The following is a 19,828-nucleotide window of genomic DNA, read 5'->3' on the forward strand; positions in this document are numbered from 1 at the left end:
TCAAAGGGTGTTCAGACCACGCGCCAGATCGGCGGTGATGTCATCAATATGTTCCAGGCCTACGGCCACGCGGATCAGGCCCTGACCGATGCCGGCCAGTTGGCGCTGCGCCTCGCTCAGGCGGCCATGCGAGGTGCTGGCGGGGTGGGCGGCAAGCGTTTTGGTGTCGCCCAGGTTGGTACACAGCGAGAGCACTTGCATGCTGTCCAGCACATGGAAAGCGTTCTTGCGCGCGGTGTCGGCATCGGGCGCCTTCACTTCAAACGACAGCACGGCGCCACCCTGGCCCGACTGCTGGCGCATGGCCAGTTCGTGTTGGGCATGGCTGGGCAGGCCGGGGTAGAAGACGCGGGCCACCTGCGGCTGGGCTTCCAGCCACTGGGCCACGGCCAGCGTGCTGGCGGACTGGGCTTTGACGCGGATCGCCAGGGTTTCCATGCCCTTGAGCAGCACCCAGGCATTGAAGGGCGCGAGCACCATGCCGGCCGTGCGGATGACAGGCAGGAAAAGTTCGTCACGCTGCTTCTGTGTGCAGCAGATAGCACCGGCCATGACACGGCCTTGGCCGTCCAGAAACTTGGTGCCGGAGTGGATGATGAAGTCCGCGCCCATGCGCGTGGGGCGCTGCAGCACGGGCGTGGCAAAGCAGTTGTCCACGGCCAGGAAGGCGCCCGCGTTGTGCGCGATATCGGCGAGGGCCTGGATGTCGCACACCTCGGTCAGCGGGTTGGTGGGCGTCTCGGCAAACAGCAGGCGGGTCGTGGGGCGCACGGCGGCCCTCCACGCGGCCACATCGGTTTGCGACACAAAGGTGGTTTCGATACCGAACTTTGCAAACTCGCGGCTGAACATGGGAATGACCGAGCCGAACACCGACTGCGAGCAGATCACATGGTCGCCGGCCTTGAGCAGAGCCATGCCCAGCAGCAGGATCGCAGACATGCCGGAGGACGTGGCCACGGCGGCCTCGGTGCCTTCCAGCGCGGCCAGGCGCATTTCCATGCTGCTGACGGTGGGGTTGCCCACGCGCGAGTAGGTAAAACCCTCTTCTTCCATGGCAAAGCGCGCAGCGCTGGACGCGGCGCTGGACTGCACGTAGCCACTGGTGAGGTACAGGGCCTCGGAGTTTTCGCCGTACTGGCTGCGCTCCAGGGCCGTGCGCACAGCCAGGGTGTCCAGGTGCAGGTCGTCGGGTAACGGGTGTGCTGCCATGGTTCAGTCCTCGTGGTTCGGCAGGGCCAGGCGCGAGGTGTCTTCCTGGTTTTCTTCACCGCCCACGCGCTTTTCGTTCAGGCGGTTGATGTCGTCAGAGGTGATGTCGCCGGTGACGTAAATGCCATCAAAACACGAGGCATCAAAGCCAGCCAGCTTGGTGCTCAGCGAGCCGATGGCCTTCTTCATGCCGTCCACGTCCTGGTAGATCAGGGCATCGCAGCCAATGATTTCGCGGATCTGCTCCACGGTGCGGTCGTGCGCCACCAGCTCGCTGCTGGTGGGCATGTCGATGCCATACACGTTGGGGAAGCGCACCGGTGGCGCGGCGCTGGCCAGGTAGACCTTGCGCGCACCGGCGTCACGCGCCATCTGCACGATCTCGCGGCTGGTGGTGCCGCGCACGATGGAGTCGTCCACCAGCAGCACGTTGCGGCCCTTGAATTCACTGGCGATCACGTTGAGCTTCTGGCGCACCGATTTCTTGCGCACGCCCTGGCCGGGCATGATGAAGGTGCGGCCTACGTAGCGGTTCTTCACAAAGCCTTCGCGGTAGGGCAGGCCCAATAGTTGCGCCAGCTGCGCGGCGCTGGGGCGGCTGGATTCGGGGATGGGGATCACCACATCGATCTCGTTAGGCGGCACGGTGGAGATGACGCGCTTGGCCAGCGTCTCGCCCAGGTTCAAACGCGCCTGGTAGACCGAGATGCCATCCATCACCGAGTCCGGGCGGGCCAGGTAGACGAATTCAAAAATGCAGGGTTTGAGTGTGGGGGACTCGGCGCACTGCTCAGCATGCACCTTGCCGTCCAGGTCGATGAACACGGCCTCGCCAGGCTCCACGTTGCGGTCGAGCTGGAAGCCCGTGCCTTCCAGTGTCACGGACTCGCTGGCCACCATCACATTGCCGTCGCCGTTTTTGCCCAGGCACAGGGGGCGAATGCCGTAGGGGTCGCGGAAGGCCAGCACGCCGTGGCCGGCGATCAGCGCAATGACGGCGTACGAACCCTTCAAACGCTTGTGCACATTGCGCACGGCGGCAAAGATGTCCAGAGGCTGCAGCGGCAGGCCGCGCGTGGTTTTTTCGATCTCGTGCGCGAGCACGTTGAGCAGCACTTCGGAGTCGCTCTCGGTGTTGATGTGGCGGTGGTCGGTGATGAACAGCTCGCTCTTGAGCGCGTGGGCGTTGGTCAGGTTGCCGTTGTGCACCAGCACGATGCCGAAGGGCGCGTTCACGTAGAAAGGCTGTGCTTCTTCTTCGCTATACGCATTGCCGGCCGTGGGGTAGCGCACTTGGCCCAGGCCGCAGTTGCCCGGCAGCGAGCGCATATTGCGCGTGCGGAACACATCGCGCACCATGCCCTTGGCCTTGTGCATGAAGAACTTGCGCTCTTGCTGGGTCACGATGCCGGCTGCGTCCTGGCCGCGGTGCTGCAGCAGCAGCAAGGCGTCATAGATGAGCTGGTTCACAGGTGCATTGCTAACAACGCCAACGATTCCACACATAGGGTTTCACTCACTCAAGGTAAATATTTGCCGAACTCTTCAGGCAGCAGGGGTTTGAGGCCGCCCAGCACCACGCTGGTGACCTTGGGGCCGGTGGCTTCCTGCCACCAGGTGGCGGTGTGCAGGGGCGTCATGCCCACCACCACCGTCACGGCCAACAACAGCACCACGCCGCGCACCAGGCCAAAGCCCGCACCCAACAGCCGGTCAGCGGGCCGCAGCCCCACCGCCGCCACCAATTTCTTGATCAGGAACGCCACCAGGCTGCCCGCAAAAATAGCCAGTACCAACACCAGCACAAAGCCCGCGGCATAACGCACGGGCTCTGCCGCATTGCCCATGGGCAGCCAGCCGGCGGCATCGGGTGCAAACCACTGGGCCAGCACAAAGGCCACGGCCCAGGTCAGCACCGACAGCACTTCAAACACCAAACCACGCCACGCCCCCACCACCATGGACAGAAGCAGCACCGCCAGAAATATCCAGTCCAAGGTGGGCATGTGGGGCCGCTACTTACAGTTCCAAGATGGCCGCAGGCAGGCTGAGTTTTTTGATTTTGTCGGCCGCTTTTTGTGCCTCGGCCTTGTTGGCGAAGGGGCCGATACGCACGCGGGTGCGCTGTGCGTCCTTGGTGCCCACCACCTGGGTGTAGGTCTTGAAGCCCAGCGACTCCACCTTTTGGCGCGCTTCACGCAGCTTGGCGGATTCCACATAGGCACCCACCTGCACTACGTAGCGGCCGTCCGACGCATCGGGCTTTTTCTCGGCGGGCTTGGCAGCTACCGCGGGTTTGCCGTCCAACAGGGCCTGGGCCTTGGCGGCCTCGGTCACCTTGGCGGCGGGCTTTTCAGCGGGCGCGGCAGGTTTGGGCTCGGGTTTCGCTTCCGCCTTGGCAACAGGCTTGGCCTCTGCCTTGGGCACCGGTTTGGACTCGGTGATGATGGTTTCGGCCTTGGGCTCTGGCTTCGCGGCAGGCTTTGCTTCGGGCTTGGGCTCAGGCTTGGTGGGTGCGGATGCCACGGGAGCCGGCGTTTCGCCCTCAATGGCGCCACCGCTGACCTGCGACGGGGCACCTGTGGCCACATTCACCTGCGGCGTGCCCAGGGGGCGCACCTTGGCCTTGTCGGGAATCTCGATGGGGATGTCCACCGCGATCGGGCGCGGCTGGCTGTCAAACAGCAGGGGGAAGCCGATGACGCCCAGCAACACCAGCACGGCTGCGCCAATCAACCGGTGCCTGGCGCGCTTGCGCATGGCCTCCACGCTCTCGGCGGCGGTGGGCGGGGTGGGCTGCTCGTCGCCGCCTTTGCGAAACTTGAAAAAGGCCATGGATGGGGTGACGGTTCAGGTGGCTTGGGGCGGGAAGTGTTTGGCGTGCAACCTGGGCGTGCCCTGCTGCAAGACACCACCCACGGTGTAGAACGATCCGAAGACCACGATTCTATCAGCGGGGTCTGCCGCAGCGATGGCCGCCTGCAGGGCCTGCATGGGGTCGGCAAAGGCCTGGGCAGAGGCATCTTTGCGCGTGTTCTGGGCGCTCCACTGGGCCTGCAGGTCGGCACCCGACGCGGCCCGTGGGGAGGGCAAATCGGTGAAGTACCAGCGGTCCATCACCGGCGACACCTTGGCGAACATGGGCGCTAGCTCCTTGTCGGCCATGGCGCCAAAGATGGCGTGGGTGGTGGGGTAAAAACCCATGGCATCCAAGTTGGCAGCCAGCGCGGCCACCGAATGCGGGTTGTGTGCCACGTCCAGCACCAGCGTGGGCTGGCCGGGGATGATCTGGAAGCGCCCCGGCAGCTCCACCAGCGCCAGGCCCACGCGCACAGCCTGGGCGGTGACGGGCAGCTTCTCACGCAGCGCAGTCAGCGCGGCCAGCACGCCCGACGCGTTGACCAGTTGGTTGGCGCCGCGCAGCGCCGGGTAGGCCAGGCCGCTGTAGCGCCGGCCGCGGCCGGCCCAGCCCCATTGCTGCTTGTCGCCCGACACATTGAAGTCGGCCCCCACGCGCCACAGGTCAGCGCCCACTTCCAGCGCGCGGTCCAGCACGCTTTGCGGCGGTACGGGGTCGCTGACGATGACTGGGCGGCCGGTGCGCATGATGCCGGCCTTCTCGAACCCAATGGCTTCGCGGGTGTTGCCCAGCAGTTCCATGTGGTCCAGGTCGATGCTGGTGATGACGGCGCAGTCGCTGTCGATGATGTTGACCGCGTCCAGCCGGCCACCCAGGCCGACTTCCAGAATCACGGCGTCCAGCCCTTCTTGCGACAACGCCAGCAGGATGGCCAGGGTGGTGAATTCGAAGTAGGTGAGTGCAATTTCATCGCCATTTTCGTGCCTAGCCCTCTCCACCTGTGCGAGAGCCGCTACAAATTTGCTAGCAGGCGCCGCTTCGCCATTCAGGCGCATGCGTTCTTCAAAGTGCACCAGGTGGGGGGATGTGTACACCCCGGTCTTGTAGCCGGACTGGCGCAGGATGGATTCCAGCATGGCGCAGGTGGAGCCTTTGCCGTTGGTGCCGGCCACGGTGATGACGGGGCAGTCAAACTTGAGATCCAGGCGCTGGGCGACTGCGCGGACGCGGTCCAGGCCCAGTTCGATGCCGTTGATGCCCTTGGGGTGCAGGCGCTCGCAGTGGGCTAGCCAGTCTTGTAGCGTTGTGGGTGTTGTTTCCATTGGGTTGGATTGTCGCAGGGCTGTGTTTTTGTTGGATCGGGTGGTGTGCTTCGGATCAGGCGAGTTGGGCGTTCTGCTTCGTGTCCCCCGCGCTGCGCGCTCCTCCTTGACCTACGCAGAACGCCCAACCCACCTGATCTGCCGCCGTGCTGGCGCACCAAGAACGAATACCGGCGGGCGTCACGCTGCTCCAGCAGCGGAGCGGGGGTGGGCACCAAAGTGAGGTCAAGGAGGAGCGCGCAGCGCGGGGGACACGAACGGCGGTGCCTACCCCCGCTCCGCTGCGGGCGAGTGCAAAATAGCACCCATGACCACCCTCTACGGCATTCCCAACTGCGACACCGTCAAAAAAGCCCGCGACTGGCTGACCGAACACGGTGTGGACTACCAGTTCCACGACTTCAAAAAGCAGGGCGTCCCCACCGCGCTGCTGCCCGGCTGGATTGAAACTGCGGGCCTGGACACCCTGATCAACCGCCGCGGCCCCACCTGGCGCAAGCTGGACGAGGCCATCCAAGCCAGCGTGGTGGACACGCCCTCCGCCATCGCCGTGATGCAGGAGCACAGCAGCGTCATCAAGCGGCCCGTGGTCGTCTGGGGCGATGGAACTGTCACCGTCGGCTTTAGCGACGCGGCCTTTGCGGCCCGCCTCCCGTAAAATCGCGGGTTGCCCGGTGCCTGGCGCGCCGGGCCCCTATTTCCATTACTTTTTGCCCAGCACCATGACCACCACCCACTTCGACAACGTCTCCGTCACCACCAAGGCCAATGTCTACTTTGACGGCAAGTGCGTGAGCCACGGCTTTACCCTGGCCGATGGCACCAAGAAATCGGTGGGCGTGATTCTGCCGGCCACCCTGACCTTCAACACCGGCGCGCCCGAGATCATGGAATGCGTGGGCGGCAGCTGCGAATACAAGCTGGCCGGCACCGATGTGTGGGTCAAGTCGTCCGAAGGCGAAAAGTTCAGCGTGCCCGGCAACGCCAAGTTCGACATCCGCGTGACCGCCGGCTTTGAGGCGTACCACTACATCTGCCACTTCGGTTAATCGTCGGTTCATCCGCGGCGCGTCCGCTTTTTGCTACTTTATTCATAGCTGCTCGCGCATATTCGACGGGGGCTAGAGGCCAAATTCATGTCAAACACCATTCTGCAAAACATCCCCGTCGGCCAAAAGGTCGGCATCGCCTTCTCCGGCGGCCTGGACACCAGCGCCGCCCTGCTGTGGATGAAGCAAAAGGGCGCCCTGCCCTACGCCTACACCGCCAACCTGGGCCAGCCCGACGAATCGGATTACGACGAGATTCCCCGCAAGGCGATGGAATACGGCGCCATCAAAGCCCGTTTGATCGACTGCCGCCCGCAGTTGGCGGCTGAAGGCATTGCCGCCCTGCAATCCGGCGCCTTCCACATCACCACCGCCGGCAACACCTACTTCAACACTACGCCTCTGGGCCGCGCCGTCACCGGCACCATGCTGGTGTCTGCGATGAAGCAGGACGACGTGAACATCTGGGGCGATGGCTCCACGTTCAAGGGCAACGACATCGAGCGCTTCTACCGCTATGGCCTGCTGACCAACCCCGCGCTGAAGATCTACAAGCCCTGGCTGGACCAACAGTTCATCGACGAACTGGGCGGCCGCTCTGAAATGTCGGCCTTCATCACCGCCAACGGCTTTGGCTACAAGATGAGCGCCGAGAAGGCCTACAGCACCGACAGCAACATGCTGGGCGCGACGCACGAAGCCAAGGACCTGGAGTTCCTGAACAGCGGCATGAAGATCGTCAACCCCATCATGGGCGTACCGTTCTGGAAAGACGACTGCGTCGTCAAGGCCGAAGAAGTGAGCGTGACCTTTGAAGAAGGCCGCCCTGTCGCGCTGAACGGCGTGCAGTACCCCGACCTCGTGAGCCTGATCCTCAAGGCCAACGAAATCGGCGGCCGCCACGGCCTGGGCATGAGCGACCAGATCGAGAACCGCATCATCGAAGCCAAGAGCCGCGGCATCTACGAAGCCCCCGGCCTGGCGCTGCTGTTCATCGCCTACGAGCGCTTGGTCACCGGCATCCACAACGAAGACACCATCGAGCAATACCGCGACAACGGACGCAAGCTGGGCCGCTTGTTGTACCAAGGCCGCTGGTTCGACAGCCAAGCCATCATGCTGCGCGAAACCGCCCAACGCTGGATCGCCAGCGCCATCACCGGCACCGTGACTCTGGAGCTTCGCCGTGGCAATGACTATTCGTTGCTCAACACCGAATCGCCGAACCTGACCTACGCGCCCGAGCGTTTGAGCATGGAAAAGGTGGAAGACGCGCCGTTCTCGCCGCTGGACCGTATTGGGCAGTTGACTATGCGCAATCTGGACATCACCGACACCCGCGCCAAGCTGCAGGTGTATTCCAACGCCGGGCTGCTGGAGTTGGGCAAGGGGGATGACTTCTTGAAGCTGGGCAAGTAAGGCCCGCGCCAATCACAGCCAAAGGCCCGCATCTGCGGGCTTTTTTATGGCCGCTACACCCGCCCCTCATCAATCAAAGCCCGTGCATAGTCATACGCCGCCAACACGGCCTGCTCCTCACTCGGAAAGTCATTGGGCACCGGCCGGCGTGGGGCGGTTTCGGCTTTCAGGCGGGTGAATTCAGCGCCGCGCTCTATGCACACCGCCGCGCGCCAGCGGTGCGTGGTTTTGCGTTCGGTGCTGACGCGGGCGCAGTAGCCTGCGTGTTCGATGGATGCAAAGGCAGACATGACGATCTCCATTTCCGCAAAGACATGGAGGCAACGTTAGTCCGATTACGGGCGGGAAGCAAGCCCGCCCGGCGGGGCTTTGCCCGGGCTTTACACCACCACCGGCTCGGGCTCCAGCAGGATGCCAAAGCGCTCGTACACGCTGGTCTGGATGGCCTTGGCCAGGGTCATCACCTCGCCACCCGTGGCGCCATTGCCGTCCACGCCGGCGCCGCGGTTCACCAGCACCAGGGCTTGCTTCTCAAACACGCCGGCCTGGCCGACGCTCTTGCCCTTCCAGCCGCAGGAGTCGATCAGCCAGCCGGCCGCCAACTTCACCGAGCCGTCATCCATGCGGTAGTGCACCACCTTGGGGTCGCGGGCAATGATGTCGGCGCACTGCTCGGTGCTGACCGTGGGGTTTTTGAAGAAGCTGCCGGCGTTGCCGATGACGGCGGGGTCGGGCAGCTTGGCGCGGCGCACCTCGCATACCCAGTCATAAATCTGGCGGGCCGTGGGCTGGGTCTCGTTGTACTGCGCCATCTTCTTTTCCAGGTCCGCATAGCCCAGCACGGGCTTCCAGACCTTGGGCAGCGCAAAGCGCACGCGCAAAATCAGCGCCCGGTCTTTCAGGCCGAGGGACTGGCCGCCCGCCGTGGGCAGCACGCCGCCATGCTTGAACACCGAATCGCGGTAGCCAAAGGCGCACTGGGCGGCGTTCAGCGTGAAGGTCTGGCCGGTTTGCAGGTCCACCGCGTCCAGCGAGTCAAACCGGTCCTGCAGCTCCACGCCGTAAGCGCCCACGTTTTGCACCGGGGCGGCGCCCACGGTGCCGGGAATCAGCGCCATGTTTTCCAGCCCCGGGTAGCCCTGGTCCAGGGTCCAGGTGACAAAGTCGTGCCAGGCCTCGCCGGCACCGGCTTCCACCACGTAGTGCTTGTCTGTCTCGGCCACCAGGCGGCGGCCCGGCACCTCCACCTTCAGCACCAGGGGCTTCACATCGCCGGTCAGCACGATGTTGCTGCCCCCGCCCAGCACAAACTTCGGGGCGGGGCCCCACTCGGGGTCGGCCAGCAGGGTGTGCAGGTCGGCTTCGCTGGCAATGCGCGCCAGCGCATGCGCCTTGGCCACGATGCGAAAGGTGTTGAAGGCCTGCAGGGGAACGTTTTTCTCGACTAACATGAGAGGATTGTCTCACTGCCATTTCGAGTCCCGTATGCCCTCTTTTGATACCGTCTGCGAAGCCAACCTGGTCAAGGTGAAAAACGGCGTGGAAAACACCGCCAAGGAAATCACCACCCGCTTCGACTTCAAGGGCACGTCCGCCAAGATCGAGATCAAGGACAAGGAAATCACCCTGATCGGCGATGCCGAATTCCAGCTCGACCAGATCGAAGACGTGCTGCGCAACAAACTGACCAAGCAGGAAGTGGATGTGCGTTTTCTGGACCGCGGCGATGTGCAAAAAATGGGTGGCGACAAGGTCAAGGTGGTCATCAAGGTGCGCAACGGCATTGAGAGCGAACTAGCCAAAAAAATCCAGCGCCTGATGAAGGACAGCAAACTCAAGGTGCAGGCCGCCATCCAGGAAGAAAAAGTGCGCATCACCGGTGCCAAGCGCGACGACCTGCAGGCCGCCATGGCCCTGATCCGCAAAGACGTGACCGATATCCCCCTGAGCTTCGACAACTTCCGCGACTGATGTCCCCCTTCCGCACTCTCGGCCCCCTCCTCGCAGCAGCCTGCCTGCTCCTCGCGCACAGCGCCTGGGGCCAGACGGTGGCCATCAACGGCCTGCTGGGCAGCAAGGCGCTGCTGATTGTGGACGGTGGCTTCCCCAAGGCTGTGGCCGTGGGGGACACCTACAAGGGTGTGAAAGTGCTGGCCATCCAGGGCGAGCAGGTCACACTGGACCTGGGCGGCAAGCGCCAGACCATGCGCGTGGGCGATGCACCGGCTAGTGTGGGCCAAAGCGCAGGCCAACAGCTCAGCGGCGCCCGCGTGGTGCTGACGGCTGGCCCCGGCGGCCATTTCATGAGCGAAGGCCAGATCAATGGCCGCGTGGTGCAGTTCATGGTGGACACGGGCGCCACCACCGTGGCCATGAGCGTGAGCGATGCCAAGCGCATCGGCCTGAACTACCAAAACGGCCAGACCGTGCAGATGAACACCGCCAACGGCGTGAGCCAGGGCTGGCGCATCACGCTGGACTCGGTGCGCCTGGGCGATGTGCTGGTCACTGGGGTGGACGCCATCGTATCCCCCTCGCCCATGCCCTATGTGCTGCTGGGCAATAGTTTCCTGAGCCGTTTCCAGATGAACCGCAACAACGACCAGATGGTGCTGGAGCGTCGCTTCTAGGGCCGGCCATGAAAGTCCGCGACGAAAACGAATACGAGGACCTGCTGGGCCAATGGTCGGACCTGGAGAGCGGTCTGGGCATCATCCTCAGCAACCCGGCCAACACCCAACAGTTTGCGCACCGCGTGGTGCAGTACGACCGCTGGATGCAGGGCCTGCTGCAACGCGACCCCGATGTGGGCCTGTACCTGCTGTTCCAGCTGGCCAGCAACTCGCCGGTGGGCTACAGCGCCTCCCACGCGCTGGTGTGCGGCGTACTGTGCCACCTGGTGGCCACCGAGCAAAACCTGCCCGTCAAAGAACGCAACAGCCTGGTGCACGCCGCGCTGACCATGAACATCGCCATGACGGCCCTGCAGGACGAGCTGGCCAGCCAGGTGGAGAAGCCCAGCCCGCAGCAGCAGGACGCCATCCGCGCCCACACCATCAAGGGCGCCATGATGCTGGCCAACCTGGGCGTGGGCGATGACGATTGGCTGGACATCGTCTCCAGCCACCACGAAGACAGCCTGGACAAGGAAGACCTGAAAACCGCCGCAACGTCGGTCCGGCTCACGCGCATCCTCATGGTGGTGGACCGCTATGCGGCCATGATCAGCCCGCGCAAATCGCGTTCGGGCCGCAGTGCCATTGAATCGGCCCGCTCCATCATGACCCGGGCCACCTCTTCCATTGATGAAATTGGCCATGCCCTGGTGCGCGCCGTGGGCCTGTGCCCGCCTGGCACCTATGTGCGGCTGGACAACGAAGAGCTGGCTGTGGTGGTGCGGCGCAGCCACAAGAACAACCAGCCCTTTGTGGTGGTGGTGGGCAAGCCCAGCGGTGAGCTGGAGCCCAGCCCGCGGCTGCACAGCACGGCTGAGGCCTATCCGCGTATCCGCTCGGCCCTGCCATCGGCGGCGGTGCGCTCACCGCTCAACCACTTCCACATCCTGCAGCTGGGCAGCCACGCGCTGGCCTGAGCCTGCGCGGCCACCTGCTGCATCAGGCCTTCTTTTTGCTGCCGAGCTTGGACTCGGTGCCCTTGATGAGGCGCGAGATATTTTCCGAGTGGCGCCAGATCAGCAGCAGCGACATGGCCGCGGTGGACAGCAGCAGGCTCTTGTCCATGGCCCAGGCCACACCGTCGCCAAACGCGTAGTACACCGGCGCCAACACCGCCGCCACCAGCGAGGCCAGCGACGAGTAGCGGAAGGCATACGCAACAACCAACCAGGTCAGCCCCACGGCCAGCCCCAGCCAGCCGCTGGTCGCCACCAGCACGCCCATGGCTGTGGCCACGCCCTTGCCGCCCACAAAGCGGAAAAACACCGGGTACAGGTGGCCCAGAAACGCCGCCAGCCCCACCAGCGCCATGGTGCCCTCTTCCAAGCCATAGGGCTTGCCCCACCAGGCCACGGCGGCCACGGGCAGCCAGCCTTTGAAGGCGTCCAGCAGCAGCGTCACGATGGCTGCGGCCTTGGAGCCCGAGCGCAGCACATTGGTGGCGCCGGGGTTTTTGCTACCGTAGGTGCGCGGGTCGTTCAGGCCCATCACGCGGCTCACGATCACGGCAAACGAGAGCGAGCCCACCAGGTAGCCCGCCAGCGCCGCCAGGGCGGGGTAAAAAGCTGCAACAGAATTCAAACCAGTCTCCAGTCCATGCGCGGTGCGCGGGTCAATCGTCAAGTGCGCACTGTACCTGCTTGGCAGCCAAAAGCTGCACGCAAACGCTAGGGTCTATCCCCACCAGGTAGCCGCGCCGCCCGCCGTTGATGCAGATGCGGGGCAGCTCCAAAATGGTCGATTCGATGTAGACCGGCATGGTCTTGCGTGTGCCAAACGGCGAGGTACCGCCCACCAGGTAGCCGCTGTGCCGGTTGGCCACTTCGGGCGCGCAGGGCTCCACCGACTTGGCGCCAATCTGCCGTGCCAGGTTTTTCGTCGACACCTTGCGGTTGCCGTGCATCAGCACCACCAGCGGCTTAGCGTCCTGGTCCTGCATGATCAGTGTCTTCACCACGGTGAACGGATCAAACCCCAGCACCTCGGCGCTGTGCTGCGCGCCACCGTGCTCCAGGTACTCATACGGGTGCTCGGTGAAGGCGATCTTGTTCGCCTTCAGCAGCTGAGTGGCAGGGGTTTCAGAGACGTGGTCTTTTTTGGCCATAGGGGCGTATTTTCATACCGGGGCTCGCATTCTCAGTGCAGCATCGAAAATTCAAAAAGTTGGTGCTTGCCGGGAAGTACTACCTGCGCAATAGGCTTGGCGAGGGCCAAGCCGTTGTCGCTGCCCGTGAACATGACGAAGCCGTCCCCAGTTTTGACAGAGGCCATGACGAATGACCGATAGCCCGGATTGTTTCCCCAGTGCCATATGAACGGCCCATCGTCCGCACGTTCGATCGCCCAGCCCAATCCCCATTGCAGGTTCAGCGGCCGGGACACCGTCACTGGCGAAGCCGTTATTTGTTCCAGTGCGCCGCTGTCATTGAGCAGAGCGACCACAAACCGGCCGTAGTCGAGCGCGCTCGTATAGAGCGAGGCCGGTGCTACGGAAACAGTGAACGGCTTCAGCTTTCTCTGTGTTCCATTGGCAGCGATCGCCGGAACGAGCACTTCACCGGAAATCGCGCTCCAGGTGTAGGCACTGTTCCGCATGGCCAGAGGATCGAAGACTTGCGAACGCATGAAGGCGTCCAATGGCTGACCTGTGATCGCTTCGACCGCGCGCTGCAGCAGCATGAAACCTTCGCCTGAGTATTGCCACGTCGCTCCGGGGTCGGTGTCGAAGCGCAACGCTGCTCTAGACCAATTGGGCAGGCCCGTCGTGTGTGTCAAGACCATACGCGCCGTTACTTGGGCGATTCGAGGGTCGCTCACCAAGTCTGTTTTTTCTATAGACCGATCGTCGAACGGGTTCTGCCGATGAACATAGCCTTGTGGAAGGTACGTTAGGAGCGGCACATCGAGTCCGATTTTTTCCTGCGCGGCGAGCTGAAGCACCGCATACGAGAACAGCGGCTTGCCGAGCGATGCCGCTTCAAAGATGCTCTCGGCTTTCGGTGCGAGTGTGGGGTCACAGCCGCTCGCCACGTGGACGCTTTGAAGCTGTCGATTCCTGATTACGGCCACAGACACGGTACACACCCGATGCCTTGTCGCGAGTTCACGAATCCATGCATCCGCGTCGTCGTCATGGATCGACTGCGCTGGACACGTGCCTGACGTAGCAATCGCCATCGACCCCGCGATCCACTTGATCCACGTTGCGCGTTTCCTCAAGATGCACGAAAGTAAATCCACAGTGGCCCCGCCAACCCTCACACCGCCGGGTCGCGAATCTCCCAGCGCAGGGCGTCGATCTGGGTCAGCAGTTCGGGCGACAGCGTGGTGCCCCAGGCGTTGATGTTTTCGTCCAGCTGCTCCAGCGTGCGCACGCCGATGATGGTGCTGGCGACTTGCCATTTGGTGTAGCAGAAGGCCAGGGCCAACTGCGTAGGGGTGAGGCCGTGTTCTTTGGCCAGCGCGTTGTAGCGGCGTGCGGCTTTGAGCGCATCGGGGCGGCCCCAGCGCTGCTTGCGGGTGGACTCGAACTTGCCCAGGCGGGCGTCTTTCGGTGCACCTTCACCGGTCAAGCCGGATTCGTCATACTTGCCGGTCAGCAGGCCAAAGGCCAGCGGCGAGTACGGCAACAGCGACACGCCCAGGCGGTGCATGGTTTCGTCCAGGCCGTTCTCTACCGTGCGGGCCAGCAGGCCGTAGTTGTTTTGCACAGAAGCAATGCGGGGTAGGCCATGCTGCTCGGCCAGGCGCACAAACTCGTGCACACCGTACGACGTTTCGTTGGACAGGCCAATGGCGCGCACCTTGCCGGCCTTCACCAGCGTGTCCATGGCGCGCAGTTGCACTTCAATGCTGCTGCCACCCACGTTTTCATTCTTGGGGTCGTAGTACATGCCGCCGAACATGGGCACGTGGCGCACCGGCCAGTGGATCTGGTACAGATCAATGGTCTCGATGTTCAGGCGCTTGAGGCTGCCTTCGCACGCCGCAATGATGTCTTGGGCCGTTAGGTTGCTGCTGCCATTGCGCACCCAGGGCATGCCGCGCGAGGGGCCGGCCACTTTGGTGGCGATGACCAGCTTTTCGCGGGCCGTGGGGTTCTGTTTGATCCAGTTTCCGATGATTTTTTCGGTCAGGTTGAAGGTCTCGGCGCGTGGCGGCACCGCGTACATCTCGGCTGTGTCGATGAAGTTCACGCCGCGTTCCAGCGAATGGCTCAGGATGGCGTGCGAAGTGGGTTCGTCCACCTGCTCGCCGAACACCATGGTGCCCAAGCAGATGGGGGTGACGTGCAGGTCGCTGGAGCCAAGTTGTACAGTTTTCATGGAAAGGCAGCTCACAAATGAAGGTGGGTTGAAGAGAGGGTCGGGCGATGGTAGCGCGGAGTGAAAGACCTAGTCGCCACCACAGCCTCCCCCGCAACCACTGTCGCCGCCACAGCCACTGTCCGAGCTGCTGTCAGAGCTGAAACTAAAGCCGTCGGACGATCCATCGCCCCCGCTGCCGCCGCAACCTCCACCACCGCCGTCGCTGAAGCTGGTGCCGCAGTAGGCGTCGGAGCCGGCCTTGTTATCAATGTCGCGGCAGTTGGGCACATACGTAAAACCGCCTGCAATCGCGAACTTCTTGTCCAGCGCAAACAGCAGCGGCAGGCGCGTGGGCTTGCGCGGGTCAATGCTTTCTTCCTTGCAGGCCCAGAACCAGGCGCGGCGCAGGCCGCTGTTGCGCTTGGCATCGCGGCCCAGCACCTCGGCCGGGCTGTGGTGCAGCAGGCTGCCAAAAGCGGCCTGGCACCACTGCTCGTAGCCGCGCGTGTGCAGGATGAACTCATGCCAGGCCGCGTCCACCACCTTGGACGGCATGGCCACAAACTGGCGCTTGCTGCGCAGGTAGGCGATGAAAAACTGGCGCAGGCCGTGCAGCACCAGCTCGGTGTCGCGCGCGCTGAGCTGCGGGTACTGCGCGATGAGCTTGGCGCCCAGAAAACGCGGCAGCGGCGCCTCGCGCACAAACTGGCGACGCAGGCTTAGCTCCCAGGCCTGCAGCGCCAGGTACAGCACCACACACACCATGATGCCCAGCACCACTGGCACGGCAGACCAGCTGCGCCCGGGGCGCAGCGTGAACAGCGCCAGCAGCAACAGCGGCCAGGGCAACCACTTGCCCCAGCTCAGCCAGCTGATACGCCGAAGCAGCGTGGGCCGAAACGTGGTGTTAAGGGCGGCCAGCTGCATAGCGCGCCTCCTCTTGCAGGCGCAGCACGCGGCGCTGCACCTTGCCGGTGGTGGTCATGGGCAGGGCATCCACAAATTCGATCTCCTTGGGGTACTCGTAGGGCGCCAGCTGGCCCTTCACATGGGCCTGCAGCTCCACCGTCAGTTTGGCATGCAATTGGGCTATAGCCCCCGTATTTCCTGCGCAAGCAGCTATGAAATCAGGAGCAATGACGACGTAGGCCTTGACCAGCGCGCCGCGCTCGGCGTCGGGCTTGGGCACCACGGCGGCGTTGATGACGGCCGGGTGCTTGACCAGGCAGTTCTCGATCTCGCCGGGGCCAATGCGGTAGCCCGCGGCCTTGAACACATCGTCGCTGCGGCCCTGGTACCAGAGGTAGCCCTCGGCATCGCGCACCGCCAGGTCGCCGGTGCGGCACCAGTCGCCGGTGAACTTGGCGGCCGTGGCGGCGGGGTTCTTCCAGTAGCCCAGAAAGAAGATGGGGTCCGGGTGGCCATGCACGTCCAACCGGTGCAGCGCCACATCGCCGGGCACGCCCTCTGCGCATTCATTGCCGTCGTCGTCAATCACCGCCACGCGGTGGCCGGGGTAGCCCATGCCCATGCTGCCGCCTTTGGCGGGCCAGTGGCGGCTGGAGTTGCCCACGATGTAGTTCATCTCGGTCTGGCCAAACATCTCGTTGGGCGTCACGCCCAGCTGCCGCTCGCAGTAGCCAAACACCGCGTCGCCCACGGCCTCGCCCGCGCTCATGATGGCATCGAGCTTGAGCTTGAACTGCTGGCGCACGGTTTTGCCCTGTGCCCCACCCTCGCCGGGGTAGGCCTTCATCATGGCTTTGAGCGCGGTGGGGAAGAGGAAGGTATGCGTCACACCGCAGTCGCGCATCAGCTCCAGCGCCGTCTGCGGGCTGAAGCGCCCGTTGTAGGCCACGATGGGCCGGCCAAAGTACAGGCTGGGCAGCAGCGCGTCCATGAGCCCGCCGGTCCACGCCCAGTCGGCCGGCGACCAAAACACGGCATTGGAGCGCTTGTTGTTTTTGCCGTTGAAGCCAAACCAGTTGTGGCTGGCCACAAAACCCGGCAGGTTGCCGATCAGCGCGCGGTGCGGAATCAGCGCGCCCTTGGGGTTGCCGGTGGTGCCGCTGGTGTAAATCAGCACGGCGGCCTCGTCGGCACGCGTGTCCACGGGCTCAAACCGCGTGGGTTGCTGCGCCAGCGCCGTGGCGTAGTGCAAATCCGCCAGGCCACGCGTGGCGGCATGCGCCCCCACACCGATGGTGGTGCGCAGCAGCGGGCAGTCGTCGCGCACGCTGTTCAGCGCTTCCAGCGACGTGGCATCGCAAATGGCGACCACGGCCTCGCTGTCGTGCAGGCGGTATTGCAGCGCCTCGGGCCCAAACAGCATGCTGAGCGGCATGGCCACCGCGCCCAGCTGCAGCACCGCCATGTAGGCCACCGCGGTCTCAAACCGCTGCGGCAGCACGATGCCCACGCGGTCCCCGCGCTGCACGCCCAGCTGGTGCAGCGCGTTGGACAGGCGGTTGGCCTGCGCTTGCAGCTCTGCAAAGGTATAAAAAGTGCTGCTAGCCCCCGTGGAATATGCGCAAACAGCTATTCTTTTCGTAGCATCTGGCAACTGCGCCCAGCGGCCACAGCAGGCCTGCGCCATGTTGAAGAACTCTGGCACCTGCCAGCCAAACCCTGTGTGCAGCGCGGCGTAGCCGGGCGGCAAGCCGTGGGGGCTCTTGTCTCTGCGTTGACTGACTGGCATGCCGTGTCTCCTTATGATTCTGGGAATGTACCAAGTCAAACGCCGCTGCAAGAGCGAATTCATCCCCATCCGTAATCTCACCTACCACGTGCAGGTCTGGGGCCAGCCCGCGCCCGGCAAGGTGCCGCTGGTCATGGTGCATGGCTGGATGGACGTGGCCGCCAGCTACCAGTTTGTGGTGGACGCGCTGGCACAAGACCACTACATCATCGCCCCCGACTGGCGCGGCTATGGCAAAACCAAAGTCCCGCACACCGACAACTACTGGTACCCCGACTACCTGGCCGACCTGGACTTTCTGCTGGACCACTACGCACCTAACCAAGAGGTGAACCTGGTGGGCCACAGCATGGGTGGCAATGTGGTGATGATGTACGCCGGCGTACGCCCCGAGCGCATCCGCCGCCTGGTGAACCTGGAAGGCTTTGGCATGCCCGCCACCATTCCCGCCCAAGCGCCCGGCCGCTTCGCCAGCTGGATGGACGAGCTGAAGAAACTGCACGCGGGCGACATGGACCTGAAGGCCTACGACAGCGCCGACGGCGTAGCCCGCCGCCTCATGAAGACCAACCCCCGCCTGGGCCAGGACAAAGCCGACTGGCTGGCCCGTCACTGGGCGGCAGAAACGGCAGACGGCAAATGGGCCATCCAGGGCGATGCGGCGCACAAGGTGACGAATGCGCAGCTGTACCGGGTGGACGAGGTGATGGAGATTTACAAGCGCCTGACCATGCCCGTGCTGGCGGTGGAAGCGTCGGACAACAGCCTGGACCAGTGGTGGAAAGGCCAGTACACGCTGGCCCAGTACCACGAGCGGCTGAAGGTGGTGCCCCACGTGGAAATCGCCCATATTGACGATGCCGGCCACATGATGCACCACGACCAACCCGAGGTGCTGGCCACCCTGATTGAGCGCTTTATCGCCTAGGCGCTTCATAATGGTTGGCTGAGAGCCCCCTTCTTCAGGAGACCCCATGCCAGCCAGCCACCGCACCAGCCTTCTTGCCACTGCCGCCCTGATGGCCTTGGGCAGCAACGCCAGCCATGCGCAAACCCAGGTGGTGAAGCCGCCTGTGGCCCAGTACTGGATGGACGTGGCCACGGTGCGCATGGCCGATATGGACGAGCTGCCCAACCTGGGCGCCATGGGCGGCCTGGCCGCCAGCATGGCCGGGGTGAAGGGCATGGGCGACAACAGCTTTGGCGCCACCAAGGGCATGATGCCCGGCCGCTGGCTGGACATTGCGGTCACCACCCAGCGCAAACCCGCGGGCACCACCGCCACCCAAACCATTCCCCCCGGCCTGAACCTGGGCGCCAGCCTGACGCTGCTGCCGCCCGAACCCGTGGCCAGCAAGCCCGCCACCCCCCAGGGCCAGGGCACCGACGACAGCATGCCCGAGCAGCCCAAGGGCCGTATCCTCATGTACTGGGGCTGCAGCGACACCGTGCGCACCGGCCAGCCCAAGGTCATCGACTTTGCCACCGCCAAGCCCGAGGACTACGCCCAGTTCATGCGCGGGCGCGCCACGCGGGAGCGCGGCGCCACCGCTGCGCCGGGCAACGCCATCTGGCCCAACCCGCAGAACAAGCAACTCGTGCCCAAGGGCGCATCTCTGGTGGGCGACCACAAGGTAGCGGGCGATGGCATTCCCGCCAGCCTGCAATTCACCATGGGCCAGGTGCAAGACTTCATGCCACCACTGGCCCTGGCCGCCACGGGCGGCGGCGCCGGCGCCACCAGTCTGGCCTGGCCGGCCCAGCCGCAGGCGCGCGCCTACTTTTTGAACGCCATGGGTGGCAGCGATGGTGAGATGGTGCTGTGGAGCTCGGCCGAGACGCCCGAACCCGGCTGGGGCCTGATGGACTACCTGAGCACTGCCAACCTGGACCTTTGGCTGGCCGACAAAACCCTGCTACCCACCAGCCAGACCCAGTGCGCCATTCCGGCCGGCATTTTTGCCAAGGCCAACGGCGCCATGGTGCGTGGCATTGCCTATGGGCAAGAGCTGAACCTGGCCTACCCACCCCGCCCCACCGACAAAAAAGTGCCCTGGGCGCCCGACTGGGCGGCCCGCGTGCGCGTGAAAAGCGTGGCCACCCTGCCGCTGGATGGCTCGGCCAACGGCCGCGCTGCCGCACCGGCAGCCCCCGCCAAGCCCGAGGCGGCGGACGATTCCCAGTCCAACAAATCACTGCTGCCCGCGGTGCCTGGCGTACCCGGCTTGGGCAATGTGTTCAAGGGCCTGTTCGGCCGCTAGGGTGTGCGCGGGGCGCAGGGCCCCA

The 19,828-nt window shown here is 64.2% G+C and carries 21 protein-coding genes; 8 read left to right on the top strand and 13 right to left on the bottom strand.

Annotated features, from left to right (window positions below; all coding sequences use genetic code 11):
- The 5 genes from AC097R_RS16735 to folC are packed head-to-tail and all read right to left on the bottom strand — an operon-like array spanning window position 1 to window position 5,394.
- Complete coding sequence (locus AC097R_RS16735; protein ID WP_479599320.1) at window positions 1-1,212, bottom strand: O-succinylhomoserine sulfhydrylase; 1,212 nt, start codon at window positions 1,210-1,212, stop codon at window positions 1-3.
- 3 nt (window positions 1,213-1,215) lie between these two features.
- Complete coding sequence (gene purF, locus AC097R_RS16740; RefSeq protein WP_479599321.1) at window positions 1,216-2,718, bottom strand: amidophosphoribosyltransferase; 1,503 nt, start codon at window positions 2,716-2,718, stop codon at window positions 1,216-1,218.
- A gap of 14 nt (window positions 2,719-2,732) precedes the next feature.
- The gene (locus AC097R_RS16745; protein ID WP_479599322.1) at window positions 2,733-3,218 is read right to left on the bottom strand and encodes a CvpA family protein; all 486 of its coding nucleotides are present in this window, start codon (window positions 3,216-3,218) and stop codon (window positions 2,733-2,735) included.
- Window positions 3,219-3,231: 13 nt separating this feature from the next.
- Complete coding sequence (locus AC097R_RS16750) at window positions 3,232-4,047, bottom strand: SPOR domain-containing protein (protein ID WP_479599323.1); 816 nt, start codon at window positions 4,045-4,047, stop codon at window positions 3,232-3,234.
- Between the two features lie 15 nt (window positions 4,048-4,062).
- Window positions 4,063-5,394, bottom strand: a complete 1,332-nt coding sequence (gene folC / locus AC097R_RS16755) for a bifunctional tetrahydrofolate synthase/dihydrofolate synthase (protein ID WP_479599324.1) — start codon at window positions 5,392-5,394, stop codon at window positions 4,063-4,065.
- 307 nt (window positions 5,395-5,701) lie between these two features.
- Here folC and AC097R_RS16760 point away from each other — a divergent pair, with 307 nt between their 5' ends.
- From AC097R_RS16760 to argG, 3 genes are all read left to right on the top strand, one after another.
- A complete protein-coding gene (locus tag AC097R_RS16760; protein ID WP_479599325.1) occupies window positions 5,702-6,052 on the top strand; it encodes an ArsC family reductase in 351 nt (116 codons plus the stop codon).
- Between the two features lie 64 nt (window positions 6,053-6,116).
- Window positions 6,117-6,443: a pyrimidine/purine nucleoside phosphorylase gene (gene ppnP, locus AC097R_RS16765; RefSeq protein ID WP_479599326.1), complete on the top strand. Its 327-nt coding sequence runs from the start codon at window positions 6,117-6,119 to the stop codon at window positions 6,441-6,443.
- A gap of 87 nt (window positions 6,444-6,530) precedes the next feature.
- Window positions 6,531-7,862 (top strand): argininosuccinate synthase, encoded by a 1,332-nt coding sequence (argG, locus tag AC097R_RS16770; RefSeq protein WP_479599327.1) that lies wholly within the window; start codon window positions 6,531-6,533, stop codon window positions 7,860-7,862.
- A 53-nt stretch (window positions 7,863-7,915) separates the two neighbouring features.
- Here the strand turns inward: argG and AC097R_RS16775 are convergent, their stop codons facing one another.
- Complete coding sequence (locus AC097R_RS16775; RefSeq protein ID WP_479599328.1) at window positions 7,916-8,152, bottom strand: hypothetical protein; 237 nt, start codon at window positions 8,150-8,152, stop codon at window positions 7,916-7,918.
- 90 nt (window positions 8,153-8,242) lie between these two features.
- Window positions 8,243-9,313, bottom strand: a complete 1,071-nt coding sequence (murB, locus tag AC097R_RS16780; RefSeq protein ID WP_479599329.1) for a UDP-N-acetylmuramate dehydrogenase — start codon at window positions 9,311-9,313, stop codon at window positions 8,243-8,245.
- Window positions 9,314-9,347: 34 nt separating this feature from the next.
- On the opposite strand from murB, the gene AC097R_RS16785 reads away from it, so the two are divergent.
- Genes AC097R_RS16785 through AC097R_RS16795 form a run of 3 tightly spaced genes read left to right on the top strand, consistent with a single transcriptional unit; the run spans window position 9,348 to window position 11,454 of the window.
- The gene (locus AC097R_RS16785) at window positions 9,348-9,833 is read left to right on the top strand and encodes a YajQ family cyclic di-GMP-binding protein (RefSeq protein ID WP_479599330.1); all 486 of its coding nucleotides are present in this window, start codon (window positions 9,348-9,350) and stop codon (window positions 9,831-9,833) included.
- A complete protein-coding gene (locus AC097R_RS16790; RefSeq protein ID WP_479599331.1) occupies window positions 9,833-10,492 on the top strand; it encodes a retropepsin-like aspartic protease family protein in 660 nt (219 codons plus the stop codon). Before AC097R_RS16785 ends, AC097R_RS16790 begins: the two co-directional genes overlap by 1 nt.
- 8 nt (window positions 10,493-10,500) lie before the next feature.
- Window positions 10,501-11,454 carry an HD-GYP domain-containing protein gene (locus AC097R_RS16795; RefSeq protein WP_479599332.1) on the top strand — a complete coding sequence of 318 codons (954 nt, stop codon included), beginning with the start codon at window positions 10,501-10,503 and terminating at the stop codon, window positions 11,452-11,454.
- A gap of 22 nt (window positions 11,455-11,476) precedes the next feature.
- Here AC097R_RS16795 and plsY read toward each other — a convergent pair whose 3' ends face one another.
- The 6 genes from plsY to AC097R_RS16825 all read right to left on the bottom strand — a co-directional run bounded on the left by plsY (window position 11,477) and on the right by AC097R_RS16825 (window position 17,542).
- Window positions 11,477-12,118, bottom strand: a complete 642-nt coding sequence (gene plsY / locus AC097R_RS16800) for a glycerol-3-phosphate 1-O-acyltransferase PlsY (protein WP_479599333.1) — start codon at window positions 12,116-12,118, stop codon at window positions 11,477-11,479.
- Window positions 12,119-12,149: 31 nt separating this feature from the next.
- Entirely contained in the window at window positions 12,150-12,641 is a 492-nt protein-coding gene (gene ybaK, locus AC097R_RS16805; RefSeq protein WP_479599334.1) for a Cys-tRNA(Pro) deacylase, read from the bottom strand.
- Window positions 12,642-12,673: 32 nt separating this feature from the next.
- Complete coding sequence (locus AC097R_RS16810) at window positions 12,674-13,714, bottom strand: serine hydrolase domain-containing protein (RefSeq protein WP_479599335.1); 1,041 nt, start codon at window positions 13,712-13,714, stop codon at window positions 12,674-12,676.
- Between the two features lie 80 nt (window positions 13,715-13,794).
- Window positions 13,795-14,862: an aldo/keto reductase gene (locus tag AC097R_RS16815; protein WP_479599336.1), complete on the bottom strand. Its 1,068-nt coding sequence runs from the start codon at window positions 14,860-14,862 to the stop codon at window positions 13,795-13,797.
- A 69-nt stretch (window positions 14,863-14,931) separates the two neighbouring features.
- Window positions 14,932-15,771, bottom strand: coding sequence for a glycine-rich domain-containing protein (locus tag AC097R_RS16820; RefSeq protein ID WP_479599337.1), 840 nt, complete (start codon window positions 15,769-15,771; stop codon window positions 14,932-14,934).
- Complete coding sequence (locus AC097R_RS16825; RefSeq protein ID WP_479599338.1) at window positions 15,752-17,542, bottom strand: acetate--CoA ligase; 1,791 nt, start codon at window positions 17,540-17,542, stop codon at window positions 15,752-15,754. The genes AC097R_RS16820 and AC097R_RS16825 overlap by 20 nt, the downstream gene beginning before the upstream one ends.
- Before the next feature lie 25 nt (window positions 17,543-17,567).
- On the opposite strand from AC097R_RS16825, the gene AC097R_RS16830 reads away from it, so the two are divergent.
- Both AC097R_RS16830 and AC097R_RS16835 read left to right on the top strand, forming a co-directional pair.
- A complete protein-coding gene (locus AC097R_RS16830; RefSeq protein WP_479599339.1) occupies window positions 17,568-18,470 on the top strand; it encodes an alpha/beta fold hydrolase in 903 nt (300 codons plus the stop codon).
- Window positions 18,471-18,516: 46 nt separating this feature from the next.
- Window positions 18,517-19,803: a hypothetical protein gene (locus AC097R_RS16835; RefSeq protein WP_479599340.1), complete on the top strand. Its 1,287-nt coding sequence runs from the start codon at window positions 18,517-18,519 to the stop codon at window positions 19,801-19,803.
- Window positions 19,804-19,828 lie beyond the last annotated feature (25 nt).

The sequence above is a fragment of the Rhodoferax sp. ZS1R25 genome (genome assembly GCF_056521335.1).

What these genes read in the sequence shown, in the direction of transcription:
- AC097R_RS16735 (WP_479599320.1), bottom strand. Translation starts at nt 1,212, where the DNA reads ATGGCAGCACACCCGTTACCCGACGACCTGCACCTGGACACCCTGGCT.
- purF (WP_479599321.1), bottom strand. Translation starts at nt 2,718, where the DNA reads ATGTGTGGAATCGTTGGCGTTGTTAGCAATGCACCTGTGAACCAGCTC.
- AC097R_RS16745 (WP_479599322.1), bottom strand. Translation starts at nt 3,218, where the DNA reads ATGCCCACCTTGGACTGGATATTTCTGGCGGTGCTGCTTCTGTCCATG.
- AC097R_RS16750 (WP_479599323.1), bottom strand. Translation starts at nt 4,047, where the DNA reads ATGGCCTTTTTCAAGTTTCGCAAAGGCGGCGACGAGCAGCCCACCCCG.
- folC (WP_479599324.1), bottom strand. Translation starts at nt 5,394, where the DNA reads ATGGAAACAACACCCACAACGCTACAAGACTGGCTAGCCCACTGCGAG.
- AC097R_RS16760 (WP_479599325.1), top strand. Translation starts at nt 5,702, where the DNA reads ATGACCACCCTCTACGGCATTCCCAACTGCGACACCGTCAAAAAAGCC.
- ppnP (WP_479599326.1), top strand. Translation starts at nt 6,117, where the DNA reads ATGACCACCACCCACTTCGACAACGTCTCCGTCACCACCAAGGCCAAT.
- argG (WP_479599327.1), top strand. Translation starts at nt 6,531, where the DNA reads ATGTCAAACACCATTCTGCAAAACATCCCCGTCGGCCAAAAGGTCGGC.
- AC097R_RS16775 (WP_479599328.1), bottom strand. Translation starts at nt 8,152, where the DNA reads ATGTCTGCCTTTGCATCCATCGAACACGCAGGCTACTGCGCCCGCGTC.
- murB (WP_479599329.1), bottom strand. Translation starts at nt 9,313, where the DNA reads ATGTTAGTCGAGAAAAACGTTCCCCTGCAGGCCTTCAACACCTTTCGC.
- AC097R_RS16785 (WP_479599330.1), top strand. Translation starts at nt 9,348, where the DNA reads ATGCCCTCTTTTGATACCGTCTGCGAAGCCAACCTGGTCAAGGTGAAA.
- AC097R_RS16790 (WP_479599331.1), top strand. Translation starts at nt 9,833, where the DNA reads ATGTCCCCCTTCCGCACTCTCGGCCCCCTCCTCGCAGCAGCCTGCCTG.
- AC097R_RS16795 (WP_479599332.1), top strand. Translation starts at nt 10,501, where the DNA reads ATGAAAGTCCGCGACGAAAACGAATACGAGGACCTGCTGGGCCAATGG.
- ybaK (WP_479599334.1), bottom strand. Translation starts at nt 12,641, where the DNA reads ATGGCCAAAAAAGACCACGTCTCTGAAACCCCTGCCACTCAGCTGCTG.
- AC097R_RS16810 (WP_479599335.1), bottom strand. Translation starts at nt 13,714, where the DNA reads ATGGCGATTGCTACGTCAGGCACGTGTCCAGCGCAGTCGATCCATGAC.
- AC097R_RS16815 (WP_479599336.1), bottom strand. Translation starts at nt 14,862, where the DNA reads ATGAAAACTGTACAACTTGGCTCCAGCGACCTGCACGTCACCCCCATC.
- AC097R_RS16820 (WP_479599337.1), bottom strand. Translation starts at nt 15,771, where the DNA reads ATGCAGCTGGCCGCCCTTAACACCACGTTTCGGCCCACGCTGCTTCGG.
- AC097R_RS16825 (WP_479599338.1), bottom strand. Translation starts at nt 17,542, where the DNA reads ATGCCAGTCAGTCAACGCAGAGACAAGAGCCCCCACGGCTTGCCGCCC.
- AC097R_RS16830 (WP_479599339.1), top strand. Translation starts at nt 17,568, where the DNA reads ATGTACCAAGTCAAACGCCGCTGCAAGAGCGAATTCATCCCCATCCGT.
- AC097R_RS16835 (WP_479599340.1), top strand. Translation starts at nt 18,517, where the DNA reads ATGCCAGCCAGCCACCGCACCAGCCTTCTTGCCACTGCCGCCCTGATG.